This window comes from Clostridium sp. (assembly GCF_030532265.1).
In the GTDB taxonomy this organism is placed as follows: Bacteria; Bacillota; Clostridia; order Clostridiales; family Clostridiaceae; genus Clostridium.
Genome location: NZ_JAUNLM010000003.1, coordinates 79360 through 92516, shown reverse-complemented (window position 1 = coordinate 92516; position 13157 = coordinate 79360). Strand labels below are relative to the sequence as shown.

The 13157-nt window shown below is 27.9% G+C and carries 10 protein-coding genes; 9 read left to right on the top strand and 1 reads right to left on the bottom strand.

Annotated elements, in window-relative coordinates; all coding sequences use genetic code 11:
- The first annotated feature begins 298 nt into the window (after nucleotides 1–298).
- Entirely contained in the window at nucleotides 299–1933 is a 1635-nt protein-coding gene (locus Q4E08_RS02055; protein WP_303127678.1) for a cell shape-determining protein, read from the top strand.
- A gap of 44 nt (nucleotides 1934–1977) precedes the next feature.
- On the opposite strand, the gene Q4E08_RS02050 is transcribed toward Q4E08_RS02055, so the two are convergent.
- Nucleotides 1978–3534 carry an ABC-F family ATP-binding cassette domain-containing protein gene (locus Q4E08_RS02050; RefSeq protein ID WP_303127673.1) on the bottom strand — a complete coding sequence of 519 codons (1557 nt, stop codon included), beginning with the start codon at nucleotides 3532–3534 and terminating at the stop codon, nucleotides 1978–1980.
- Nucleotides 3535–3695: 161 nt separating this feature from the next.
- Between Q4E08_RS02050 and Q4E08_RS02045 the strand changes: the two genes are divergently transcribed.
- The 8 genes from Q4E08_RS02045 (at nucleotide 3696) to Q4E08_RS02010 (ending at nucleotide 13155) form a co-directional block, all read left to right on the top strand.
- A complete protein-coding gene (locus Q4E08_RS02045; RefSeq protein ID WP_303127662.1) occupies nucleotides 3696–3986 on the top strand; it encodes a metal-sensitive transcriptional regulator in 291 nt (96 codons plus the stop codon).
- Nucleotides 3987–4011: 25 nt separating this feature from the next.
- Entirely contained in the window at nucleotides 4012–4989 is a 978-nt protein-coding gene (locus Q4E08_RS02040; RefSeq protein WP_303127659.1) for a calcium/sodium antiporter, read from the top strand.
- Nucleotides 4990–5200: 211 nt separating this feature from the next.
- The gene (locus Q4E08_RS02035) at nucleotides 5201–5893 is read left to right on the top strand and encodes a FadR/GntR family transcriptional regulator (protein WP_303127657.1); all 693 of its coding nucleotides are present in this window, start codon (nucleotides 5201–5203) and stop codon (nucleotides 5891–5893) included.
- A 221-nt stretch (nucleotides 5894–6114) separates the two neighbouring features.
- A complete protein-coding gene (locus Q4E08_RS02030) occupies nucleotides 6115–7635 on the top strand; it encodes an L-lactate permease (protein ID WP_303127655.1) in 1521 nt (506 codons plus the stop codon).
- A 56-nt stretch (nucleotides 7636–7691) separates the two neighbouring features.
- Nucleotides 7692–10103, top strand: coding sequence for a glycyl radical protein (locus Q4E08_RS02025; protein WP_303127652.1), 2412 nt, complete (start codon nucleotides 7692–7694; stop codon nucleotides 10101–10103).
- Nucleotides 10104–10163: 60 nt separating this feature from the next.
- Nucleotides 10164–11093 carry a glycyl-radical enzyme activating protein gene (locus Q4E08_RS02020; RefSeq protein ID WP_303127649.1) on the top strand — a complete coding sequence of 310 codons (930 nt, stop codon included), beginning with the start codon at nucleotides 10164–10166 and terminating at the stop codon, nucleotides 11091–11093.
- A gap of 69 nt (nucleotides 11094–11162) precedes the next feature.
- Nucleotides 11163–11951, top strand: coding sequence for an electron transfer flavoprotein subunit beta/FixA family protein (locus tag Q4E08_RS02015; protein ID WP_303127646.1), 789 nt, complete (start codon nucleotides 11163–11165; stop codon nucleotides 11949–11951).
- A 13-nt stretch (nucleotides 11952–11964) separates the two neighbouring features.
- Nucleotides 11965–13155: an electron transfer flavoprotein subunit alpha/FixB family protein gene (locus Q4E08_RS02010; RefSeq protein WP_303127643.1), complete on the top strand. Its 1191-nt coding sequence runs from the start codon at nucleotides 11965–11967 to the stop codon at nucleotides 13153–13155.
- Nucleotides 13156–13157 lie beyond the last annotated feature (2 nt).

Here is a 13157-nt window from a genome sequence, read left to right as displayed (position 1 = left end):
CTGATAAATGCAAAGAAATACAAATAATTGATGCAATAGATTATATATATGAGTTAAGAAAATCTATAAAAATAAAAAATATAATAAGAATAGAAAATTTTGAATAATAGCTATGTTATCTAAAAGATAACATAGCTATTATTTTTTTTTATATATTTTAAAAAAATAATGAATAAATTTTATTAATATATAGTATTAAATATTACATTATGATATAATTGTAACAATATAATAAAAGGAGGAATATACCATGAATGGTAGAGGTGATTTTGAAGATATATTTGAAAATATATCTAAAATGAAAAATGCAAAAAATAGTTTTACGGAAAATATTAAAAATAAAACTGCTAAATTTAATCAATTTTTAAAATGGCTTTTAATTGCTTATTTATTATTGGGGGTAATATTATTATTTCAAAGTAAGCTTATACTTGATTTATCATTAAGTTTTTTTGTATTAATACTTCCCTTTATAGTTTGTAGCATAATTTATGGAGTTACACATTTTAGTAAAAAATACATTATGTCAGGAGTTATTGTATTTTTAATATATGTAGGACTTATGGTATTTTTTAGTCCAGTTATAAGTTATAAAAATCATAGAAATTTAATTGGACCGGTTGAATCAGTTGAATTTTCAAGTCAAATAGATCACATAGATTTAAAACAACTTCCTACAATAGATAAAGAGCTAGCAGATAAATTAGCTGACAAAAAACTTGGTGAAATACCAAGCCTTGGAAGCCAAGTTTATGTAGGTGATTTAACTCTTCAAAGTGTCAATGGAGAACTTTGTTATGTAGCACCTCTTGAACATTCATCACTTTTTAAATGGTTATCAAATATGGAAGGAACTGCGGGGTATGTAAAGGTTAGTGCAACTAATCAAAATGATGTACAGCTTGTAACAGAACTTGATGGAAAACCATTAAAGATAAAATATTTAGATTCAGCATATCTTTTTTCAGATTTAAATAGAGCAGCTTTTTTAAGGGACATGAAGAAAGCCCATACAGATTATACTTTTGAATTAGATGATAGTGGAAAGCCATACTGGGTAATAACAAGATATGATAATGCTATTGGAATTACAGAATATAAAGCAATAGGTGCTTTAATAATTGATGCACAAAGTGGTAAGTCAGAAGTTTATGATATAGATAATATGCCAAAATGGGTTGATAGAATACAACCAGATAGATTTATAAAAAATTATATTGATAAATGGGGTACATTAGTTCATGGAGTATTTAATTTTAGTGATAAAGATAAATTAGTATCAACAGATGGAATGAATCTTATTTATAACAAAAATGAATGTTATTATTATACTGGTATAACTTCTGTTGGAAATGATGAGGGATTAGTAGGGTTTACTTTAACTAACACTAGAACTGGAAAAACAACTATGTATAAAACATCAGGTGCAACTGAAACAGCTGCAATGAAGTCCGCTGAAGGAAAAGTTCAGCAATATAAATATACAGCTACATTCCCTTATTTAATAAATATTCAGAATGAACCAACGTATTTTATGACATTAAAAGATGCAAATGGATTAGTTAAAAATTATGCTATGGTTAATGTTAAAAATTACAATACTGTTGCAGTTGGAGATTCTCTTCAAGCAACATTAAATAAATATTTAGAAGTTTTAACTAACACAAACATTTCTTTGGAAGGAAGTAATAGCGCTAAAGTTATAGAAGGAGAAATAGAAAGAATAGGTCTTGTTATAAAAGAAGGAACTAGTATATATGATATTAAGCTTAAAGGTTCAGATAATATATATTCAGTATCAACAGAAACAGCTAGAGAAGTAGCTTTAAGTAGTGTTGGTGATAAGGTTAAAATAGAGTATATGAATGTAGGAGATAGTAAATATATAATAGTAAATTCATTTAATAATATTAAAATAGATAAAGTTAAATAAATTTATAAAAAGAGTTAGCTAAATTTTAGCTAACTCTTGAAATTTTATATTATTTTAGTAGTCCAATCTTCACAATTCCAAATTTCTGTAACTATATCTTTATAAAATTCAGGTTCGTGAGATACTAAAAGTATCGTTCCTTTATATTCTTTTAAAGCTCTTTTAAGTTCATCTTTTGCATCAACATCTAAGTGGTTTGTAGGCTCGTCAAATATTAAAATATTTGTTTCTGTATTTAATATTTTACAAAGTCTAACTTTTGCAGCTTCACCACCAGATAAAACTCTAATTTTAGATTCAAGTTGTTTTGTTGTAAGACCACATTTTGCAAGAGCTGATCTTATTTCATATTGAGTTTTGCTTGGAAATTCTTCCCAAACTTCTTCGATACAAGTATTATTGTTATCTTCTCTATCTTCTTGTTCAAAGTATCCTATTTGTTGATAATCACCTAAATGGACTTTACCACTTAAAGGCTTAACTTTTCCAAGTAAACTTTTTAAAAGAGTAGATTTACCAAGGCCATTAGCTCCAACTAACGCTATTTTTTGACCTCTTTCCATATATAGATTAAGTGGTTTTGTAAGAGGTTTATCATATCCTATAACTAAATCTTCAGTTTCAAATATAACTTTTCCAGAAGTTTTTCCATATTTAAAATTAAATTCAGGTTTTGGTTTTTCTTTAGTAAGTTCTATTCTTTCCATTTTATCTAGTTTCTTTTGTCTAGATTTGGCCATACCAGTTGTTGCTACATTAGCTTTATTTCTGGCAACGAAATCTTCAAGTCTTGCAATTTCTTTTTGTTGTTTTTCATAGGCTATTTCAAGTCTCTTTTTATTTTCATCATAAATTCTCTTAAATTCATAGTAATCCCCAACATATCTTGTAAGTTTTCTTTCCTCAACATGATATATTAAGTTTACAACATCATTTAAGAATGGAATATCATGAGATATAAGTATAAATGCATTTTCATAATTTTGTAAATATCTTTTAAGCCATAATATATGTTCTTCATCTAAGTAGTTAGTAGGCTCATCTAAAAGTAATATATCTGGATTTTGAAGAAGTAATTTACCTAAAAGAATTTTAGTTCTTTGTCCTCCTGATAAATCGTCAACATCTTTATCAAGACCTAAATCTAAAAGACCAAGACCTTTAGCAACCTCATCAACTTTAGCATCTATCATATAAAAACCATTATTATCAAGCATATCTTGAATTGTTGCAGTTCTTTCAAGCATTTTATTAAGTTCATCTTCTGAAACTTCACCCATTTTTTCATATAAACAATTCATTTCAGCTTCTAAATCAAATAAATATTTAAATGCATCTCTTAGTGCATCTCTTATTGATGTACCTTTTGTTAATACTGCGTGTTGATCCATATAACCAACTCTAACATTATTAGACCATATAACTTTACCTTCATCTGGCATTAGTTTACCAGTAATTATATTCATAAAAGTAGACTTACCTTCTCCGTTTGCTCCGATAAGTCCAACATGTTCGCCTTTTAATAATCTAAAAGAAACATCTTCAAATATAGCTCTATCTCCAAAGCCATGATTCATATTTTTAACAATAACTATACTCATTTTTTCCTCCTAAAAATATATTGCTAACAATAAGTTTAATGGTAGTATAATATTTTGTAAAGAAAAAGTGTACAATATTAATGACTTTCAAAAAATAGAAAAATAATGTATTATATTATAATAAGAATAAATACCGTAGGGAGGTATAAGGAGGACAACGTATGGATAATGATATATTAACTTTTGATGAGCATAATGAAAAGCTTAGAAAAGATATAATGAACAGATTAAGAAGAATAGAAGGGCAAGTTAAAGGGATACAAGGTATGATGGAAAAGAATGCTTGCTGTGGTGATGTTCTTGTTCAAATAGCAGCTATAAGATCTGCAATTAATAATGTTGGTGGACTTATTATAGAAAATTATGCAATAAATTGCTTAGGATTAGATGATGAAGATGAGCAAAAAAAAGTAAAAGTTTTAGTTAAAAAAATAAATAGTTTTGTTAAATAAGTTTTATTAGAAAGGGAATTTTAATATGACAAATTTTATATATGTGGTGTTATTAATAGTAGGGTTTATCCTTTTAATAAAAGGAGCAGATATATTTGTTGATGGAGCATCTAGTATAGCAAAAAAAGCTGGAATACCTTCTGTTATAGTAGGGCTTACGATAGTGTCACTTGGAACAAGTGCTCCTGAACTTGCCGTTAGTTCAATTTCAGCATTTCAAGGTAATAATGGTATAGCAATTGGTAATGTACTTGGTTCTAATATATTTAATACTTTAGTAGTTTTAGGTGGAACTGCTATTGCTAGAACTTTAATAATAAAGAAAAATGTAATTAGAAGAGATTTTTTTATAAATATTTTAGTAATATTAGCTTTATATTTTGTTTGCTTTGGATTTTCAATTGATGGAAAAGACGGAATTATAACTAGATTAGATGGTATAATTTTATTGATATTTGCAATTATTTATACAATATTTTTAATATTAAGTGCAAAAAAAGGAAGATCAAATTCTGAAGATATTAAAGAATTTAACAATATTAAAACTTTACCTAATGTTATAAAAGTTATTGTTGGAATTTTAGCTATTATTTTAGGAGGAAAGCTTGTTGTAGATTCAGCATCTCAAATAGCTTACTCTATAGGGATGAGTGAAAAATTAGTTGGACTTACAATTGTTGCGGTAGGAACATCACTTCCAGAACTTGTAACATCAATAGTTGCAGCTCTTAAAGGAGAAACAGAGATAGCAATTGGAAATGTATTAGGATCTAACATATTTAATATACTTTTAATATTAGGACTGTCTTCTACAATAAACCCAATTGTTGCTTCTGGAAATTTATCTATAGATTTATTATTTTTAATAATATCAACTTTAATAATAGGGGCTATTATATTTATAAATAATAAAGAAAATATAAAAAAATTAAATAGAATAGAAGGAACATTTTTAGTTCTTTTATATGTAGGATATCTATCCTATATAATTATAAGAAACTAAATTTTAGCTTGCATTTTATGCAAGCTTTTTTTATTATGTAATTTTTAATTATATTTATACATTTAAATGATTTAGTAAACAAAGTATATAATATATTAAATATTAGATTAAAAGGTAAATGTATATACATTATATATACATTTATGCTATTAATATATTTATAGAATATAAAATAAGTTAAAATAATAAATAATAAAGGAGATGAATAAGGATGAATAGTTCAACAAAAAGCACAAAGGTTTATGAGCAGGTAGTAGAACATATAAAAAATATGGTTGAAGATGGTGAACTTAAAATGGGAGAAAAGTTACCAACAGAAAGAGCTATGGCAGAAGATCTGAGTGTAAGTAGGGCTTCAATAAGAGAAGCTATAAGATCTCTTGAAGTAATCGGTTTAATAGAAAGCAAACAAGGTGCGGGAAATTATATAAAAAAAGATTTTAATGATATACTTTTAGAGCCATTATCAATGATGTTTATGTTAAAACAAGGATCATCAATGGATATATATGAACTTAGAGAAGTTTTAGAACTTTCTACTATAATGTTATCAGCTAAAAGAATAAATGAAAAAGAACTTGAAAAATTAAAGAATTTAATTAATATGTTTAAGGAAAGTGATATAGAATCGAACAATGTAATTATAGATAAAGAATTTCACTATACTATAGTAAAAGCAGCTAACAATGAACTTATAACAAATCTTTTAAATGTAGTATCACAATTAATGGACAAATTTATAACTGACTTAAGAAAAAATATATTAGAAAGTAGTGAAAATAAAGAGAAATTATTAGACTTACATGAAAGAATTTATCTTGCACTTGAGGCAAAAGATGATTATAAAGCGTATATAGCACTTAAAGAACACTTTAAATTAATAAAAGAATATATAAAGTGTTAAATAATTAACAAAGTAATAAGGAAACTAATGGAAATTAAAAGTTAATAATTTGTTCTTAAAAGGGAGTCATATTTGATGACTCCCTTATTTTTTGTTAATACGTTTACAAAAAATATGTGTTAAAAAAATAACAATACTGGAAATACCTAGAATAAAGGAGTACAATAAAATTGAAAATTGGTCATACCACCTAGTTAGTATATATAATGAAGGAGGAAATGATGAATATTTATTTAAAATTTATAATTGCATTATTACCAATAATTCTGCTTATGGTAGCACTTGGTGTATTTAAAGTTGCAGGATATAAAATTTGTCCTATAACTTTAATAGTTACTATAATACTTTCGATTACTATTTGGAAAATGCCGTTTGATATGTCATTATCAGCAGCATTAGAAGGCATAGCACTTGCTATTTGGCCTATAATGATAGTAATTATAGCTGCGGTATTTACTTATAATTTGTCGTTGCATACTGGTAGTATGGAAATCATTAAAAAAATGATGATGGAAATAACTACTGATAAAAGAATTCTGGTATTAATTCTTGCATGGGGATTTGGAGGATTTTTAGAAGCTATTGCAGGGTTTGGAACTGCTGTTGCTATACCAGCTAGTATAATGGCTGGGCTTGGATTTAATCCACTTTTTGCGGCAATAATTTGTTTAATAGCAAATACAACTCCTACAGCATTTGGAGCTATAGGGCTTCCAGTAACAACTCTTGCTCAAGTAGCTAATTTAAATGTAAACGAATTATCCTATGCAGTAAGTATTCAATTATTTCTATTTATTATTGTAGTTCCAATTATATTAGTTATGATAACAGGAAAGTCGGTTAAGGCAATAAAAGGAGTTTTAGGAATTTCATTAGTTTCAGGAATATCCTTTGCATTACCACAAGTTTTAATTGCTAAGTATATTGGAGCTGAATTACCAGCTATATTAGGCTCAATTCTTTCAATGGCTTTAACGGTTTTAGTTGCTAAGTTATTTTATAAAGAATCAGCAAGTAAAAATAATAGTTTAACTACAAAAAAGAAGATTTGGGCTTGGACGCCATTTATATTAGTATTTTTATTTATATTTTTCACTTCATCACTTTTCCCATTTATTAATGAAAAGTTATCCTTAGTGAAAACATCAATAAAAATTTACAGAGGAACTGGTGCAAAGCCTTATACATTTTTATGGCTTGCAACTCCAGGAACACTAATAATAATAGCAACATACATAGGAGGAATAATTCAAGGTGCAAAATTTAAAGAGATATCATTAGTTCTTCTCAAAACATGTAAACAAATGGGTAAAACGGCCATAACAATAATGTCTATAGTAGCTCTAGCTAAAGTTATGGGCTATAGTGGAATGATTAAATCAATGTCAATAGTGTTAGTAGCAATAACAGGAGGATTTTATCCAATAATTGCACCATTAATAGGGGCACTTGGAACCTTTGTAACAGGTAGCGATACCTCTGCAAACGTTTTATTTGGGGAGCTTCAAGTTGAAGTTGCAAAAACTTTACACTTGAATTCATATTGGCTTGCTGCAGCAAATACTTGCGGAGCAACTGCTGGTAAAATGATATCTCCTCAAAGTATAGCAGTTGCTACTGCTGCAACAGGTCTTGTTGGAGAAGAAGGAAAAATATTAAATTCAACACTTAAGTTTTGCTTGGTATTTGTAATATTGTTTGGACTTTTAACTTATTTATTAGGTCCCGTATTTGGGTTTTAATTTAAAAAAATAAAAATAATTAAAATTAATTATTTTAAAAGATAGGGGAGATTTAAGTGGAAACTTTACAAAGAGGATTTGAAAAACCTACAAAGAGAGTGGAAATTTTAAAAGAAGAAATTTTATCTGCTTTTCCTGAAATTGAAGTAGATAGAGCTAGAATTTTAACTGATTCTTTCAAGAAAACAGAAAATGAACCTATAATAATAAGAAAAGCAAAAGCGTTAAAAGCTCTTTTAGAAAAAATGCCTATAACAATAAGAAATGGAGAACTTATTGTTGGAAGTTTAACTAAAAATCCAAGATCAGCTCAAGTTTATCCAGAATTTTCAAACAAATGGCTTGTAGATGAATTCGATAAATTAGAGAAAAGAACATCAGATGCATTTAAAATTTCAGAAGAAACTAAAAGTGAATTGAAAGAAATATTTAAGTACTGGGATGGTAAAACTGTTAGTGAACTCGCTACAGCTTATATGCCAGAATCAACAAAAAATGCAATGAAAGCTAATGTATTTACTGTTGCAAATTATCATTTTAATGGTCTTGGTCATATATCAGTTGATTATGAAAAAGTTTTGAAAAACGGATTTTCTGGAATAATTAAAGAGGTAAAAGAACAAATTAAAAAGTCAAAAGAAAGTGATCCAGAATATATTCATAAGAAAATGTTTTGGGATGCTATTTTAATTTGTTGTAATGCAGCAATTGATTATGCACATAGATATTCAAATCTTGCAAAAGAATTAGCAAGTAAAGAAAAAGATGAAACAAGGAAAAAAGAATTATTAGAGATATCAAGAATTTGTAATAAGGTTCCTGAATATCCAGCTGAAACTTTTTATGAAGCTTGTCAATCTTTTTGGTTCATTCAATTAATAATTAGTTTAGAATCAAATGGCCATGCTATTTCTCCAGCACGTTTTGACCAATATATGTATCCTTTTTACAAAAAAGATTTGGAAAATTCAGAAAAATTAAAAGATTTTGATAGAGAAGTGCTTCATTGCTTATGGGTTAAGTTTAATGACTTAACAAAAGTTCGTGATGAAACTACAACTAAAGCCTTTAGTGGATATTCAATGTTCCAAAATTTAATTGTTGGTGGACAAACTCCTGATGGAAAGGATGCAACAAATGATTTAACTTATTTGTGTATGGATGCAACAGGAAGTTTAAAATTACCACAGCCATCTTTATCAGTTAGGGTTTGGAATAATTCACCTGATGAATTTTTAATAAGAGCATGCGAAGTAGCTAGATTAGGAACTGGATTACCTGCTTTTTATAATGATGAAGTAATAATTCCTATGCTTGTAAATCAAGGATTAACTTTAGAAGATGCAAGAGATTATGGAATAGTTGGATGTGTTGAGCCACAAAAACCTGGTAAAACAGATGGATGGTATGATGCAGCATTCTTTAACTTAGCTAAAGTATTAGAAATTGCAATTAATGATGGAACTGAAAATGGAAAGAAAGTTGGATCAACTACTAAAAGTTTTGCTGAGTTTGAAAGTATTGACGATTTAATTGAAGCATATAAAAAACAAATACATTTCTTTGTTAACCATATGGTAGCAGCAGATAACTGCGTAGATATTGCACATAGAGAAAGAGCTCCACTTCCATTTTTATCATGTATGTTAGATGATTGTATTTCTTTAGGAAAATCAATACAAGAAGGTGGAGGACATTATCGCTTCTCAGGTCCTTTAGGAGTTGGTGTAGCTAATGTCGGAAATTCATTTATGGCAATAAAAAAATTAGTATTTGATGAAAAGAAAATTTCTTTAGAAGAATTAAAAGAAGCACTTAATAGTAATTTTGGTAAAGATTTAGAAGATAAAGAGAAAAAAATGAAATATGAAAATATTAGACAAATGCTTTTAAATAGAGCACCTAAGTTTGGTAATGATATAGACGAAGTAGATGAATATACAAGGGAAGGTTCTCTTATATATTGTGAAGAAGTTCTTAAACATTATAATCAACGTGGTGGAAGATTTTTACCAGGATTATATCCAGTATCAAATAATGTACATTTAGGTTCATTAGTTGGTGCAACACCTGATGGTAGAAATTCAGGAGAACCAATTGCAGATGGAGTTTCTCCAACTAGAGGAACTGATGTGAATGGACCAACAGCAGCTGCAAATTCAGTAGCAAAATTAGATCATTTTAGTGCTCCAAGTGGAACATTACTAAATCAAAAATTTAATCCTTCAACACTTGAAGGTGATAATGGTCTTAAAAATTTAATGAATTTAATTAGAAGCTATTTTGATAAAAAAGGAATGCATATGCAATTTAATATAATAAGTAAAGAAACTTTACTTGAAGCACAAAAGCATCCTGAAAAATATAGAGACTTAATAGTTAGAGTTGCAGGATATAGTGCTCAATTTATATGCTTAGATAAAGGTGTTCAAGATGACATTATAAAAAGAACAGAATTAGAATTATAAGTTTTATAATATTAATTTTATAAATTAAATATAAAAATTTACTTAAGAAGGGTAAATAATATGAGCAATATACTTAACAATGAAGAAAAAGGTTTAATATTTAATATACAGAGATTTTCAGTAAATGATGGACCAGGACTTAGAACAATTGTTTTCTTTAAAGGATGTCCATTGAGATGTTTATGGTGTAGTAATCCAGAGTCTCAACATAAATTTGAAGAATTGATGTTTAATAGTAAAAACTGTATAGGTTGCCATAACTGTGAAAATGCATGCGAGCATGATGCTATAGATTTTAAAAATAATTATATAATAAATAAAGAAAAATGTATCAACTGTAAGGAATGTTTAGATGTATGTTATTCTAATTCTTTAGTAGAAGTTGGTGAATATAAAACTATAAAAGAAGTATTAGATATAGTAAAAAAAGATTTTGTACAATTTAGGAGATCAGGAGGTGGAATTACCTTATCAGGAGGTGAGCCTTTAATGCAACCTAAATTTGCAAGAGAATTACTTAAATGCTGTAAGCAATCTTTAATAAATACAGCAATAGAAACAACTGCTTATGCGGATGAATCTGCTATAAATGAAGTTTTTCCTTTTGTGGATTTAGCATTAATAGATATTAAAAGCATAAATGATGAAAAACATATAAAATTTGTTGGACAAAGTAATAAAAAAATACTTAATAATATAAGGTTAATAGATAATTTATGCAAAAATATAATAATAAGAGTTCCTATAATTCCAAATTTTAATTGTGATGAGGAAAGTGTTAGAGAAATAGCTAAGTTTTCAAAATCTATAAAGAATTTAGTTGAAATTCATATATTACCTTATCACAGATTAGGAGTAAATAAATATGAATGTTTAGGAATAGATTATAAAATGTCAGAAAATATAGTTAGTCCTAATAAAGAAACTATGGAAAAACTAAAAAATATTGTAGAAAAAGAAGGTATAAAGTGTAATATAGGAGCTGTTTAAAATCTGATATTACTGTAAACGTTATTAGTAGCTTGTATATTACTTTAAAATAGAAAGGTGTGAAAATTTATGAATACTATAGTTTGTATTAAACAAGTACCAGGAACATCAAAAGTTGAAGTTGATGAAAAAACAGGAGTATTAAAAAGGGATGGAATAGATACAAAAATGAATCCTTATGATTTATATGCCTTAGAAACTGCATTAAATATAAAAGAAGAAAAAGGTGGAGTTATAAAGGTAATAAGCATGGGACCACCTCAAGCTATGGAAGTAATAAAAGAAGCTTTTGCAATGGGAGCTGATGAAGGAACTTTAGTTTCAGATAGAAAATTTGCAGGAGCTGATGTACTTGCAACATCTTATACACTATCACAAGGAATAAGACAATGTGGAGATTTTGATTTGATAATTTGTGGTAAACAAACAACTGATGGAGATACAGCACAGGTTGGACCTGAAATGGCAGAATATCTACAAATTCCTCATGTTGCAAATGTAAGAAAAATATTAAAAGTAAGTGATGATTTTATAACAGTGGAAATGGACATGCCAAATACAATAGAAATTGTAGATGTTAAATACCCATGTCTTATAACAGTAGAAAAAGATATATTTGAACCAAGATTACCTTCATATAAAAGAAGTTTAGAGTCTAAGGATAGAGAAATAAGAGTTATATCTTTAAAGGATTTTGAAGATAAAAATGAAAAAAAATATGGATTAAATGGATCTCCTACTCAAGTTGAAAGAATATTCCCACCAGAATCAAATGATGACCATGAAATGTGGACAGGTAGTTCAGATGAGATAAGTGAAAAAATGACTAAAAAATTAAAGGAATTAAAGTTTATTTAAGGGGGAGTAAATTATGGCAAAGTTAGTAATAAATCAAGATAAAGTAGGCAACATAGAAGAAATTATAAAAATTTGTCCATTTGGTGCTTTAGAAGAAAAGGACGGAAAACTTGAAATAAATGCAAATTGTAAAATGTGTAAAATGTGTGTAAGAAAAGGTCCTAAAGGAGCAGTAGAATACGTAGAGGAAGAAGTAGTTAAAATAGATAAAAGCAAATGGAATGGAGTAGCTGTATATGTAGACCATGTAGATGGAGATATACATCCAGTTACATTTGAATTAATTGGTAAGGCAAAAGAACTTGCAGATAAGGTAAATCAAAAAGTTTATTGTTTATTTATAGGAAGTAATATAAAAGAAAAAGCAGAAGAATTATTACACTATGGTGTAGATGAAGTAATGGTATATGATAAAAAAGAACTTAAAAACTTCAGAATAGAACCATATGCAGCAGTAGTTGATGACTTTATAAAGAAGGTTAAACCAGCTGTGCTTCTTGTTGGTGCAACAACAGTTGGTAGATCATTAGCTCCAAGAGTTGCTGCAAGATGTAGAACTGGGTTAACAGCAGACTGTACAATATTAGATATAAAAGAAAATACAGATTTAGTTCAAATAAGACCAGCATTTGGTGGTAATATAATGGCCCAAATAGTAACTCCAAATTCAAGACCACAACTTGCAACAGTTAGATATAAAGTAATGTCAGCACCTGAAAGAAGTGAAAATGTTAGTGGTAAATTAACAATATGTGATATAGATTCTTCAAAATTAAATTCAAATATAGAAGTAAAAGAAGTTGTTGAAAAGGAAAAAGAACATAGTATATCAGAAGCTGATGTATTAGTAGTTGCAGGTAGAGCTGTAAAATCAGAAAAGGATATGGAAATGATACAAGAACTTGCAGATTTATTAGGTGGAGAAGTTGCAGTAACAAGACCATTAATAGAAGCTGGATGGGAAGATGCTAAAAAGCAAGTTGGATTAAGTGGTAGAACTGTAAGACCAAAGCTTATAATAACTTGTGGTGTATCTGGAGCTGTACAATTTACAGCAGGTATGAATAATTCAGATTATATATTTGCAATAAACAAAGATGAAAAGGCACCAATATTTAAAGTAGCTCACTATGGAATAGTTGGAGATATATATGAAATAGTTCCAAAATTAATAGAAGAAATAAAGGAAAGCAAGGGGGAATAATC

What these genes read in the sequence shown, in the direction of transcription:
- Q4E08_RS02050 (WP_303127673.1), bottom strand. Translation starts at nt 3,534, where the DNA reads ATGAGTATAGTTATTGTTAAAAATATGAATCATGGCTTTGGAGATAGA.
- Q4E08_RS02055 (WP_303127678.1), top strand. Translation starts at nt 299, where the DNA reads ATGAAAAATGCAAAAAATAGTTTTACGGAAAATATTAAAAATAAAACT.
- Q4E08_RS02020 (WP_303127649.1), top strand. Translation starts at nt 10,164, where the DNA reads ATGAGCAATATACTTAACAATGAAGAAAAAGGTTTAATATTTAATATA.
- Q4E08_RS02035 (WP_303127657.1), top strand. Translation starts at nt 5,201, where the DNA reads ATGAATAGTTCAACAAAAAGCACAAAGGTTTATGAGCAGGTAGTAGAA.
- Q4E08_RS02030 (WP_303127655.1), top strand. Translation starts at nt 6,115, where the DNA reads ATGAATATTTATTTAAAATTTATAATTGCATTATTACCAATAATTCTG.
- Q4E08_RS02010 (WP_303127643.1), top strand. Translation starts at nt 11,965, where the DNA reads ATGGCAAAGTTAGTAATAAATCAAGATAAAGTAGGCAACATAGAAGAA.
- Q4E08_RS02040 (WP_303127659.1), top strand. Translation starts at nt 4,012, where the DNA reads ATGACAAATTTTATATATGTGGTGTTATTAATAGTAGGGTTTATCCTT.
- Q4E08_RS02045 (WP_303127662.1), top strand. Translation starts at nt 3,696, where the DNA reads ATGGATAATGATATATTAACTTTTGATGAGCATAATGAAAAGCTTAGA.
- Q4E08_RS02015 (WP_303127646.1), top strand. Translation starts at nt 11,163, where the DNA reads ATGAATACTATAGTTTGTATTAAACAAGTACCAGGAACATCAAAAGTT.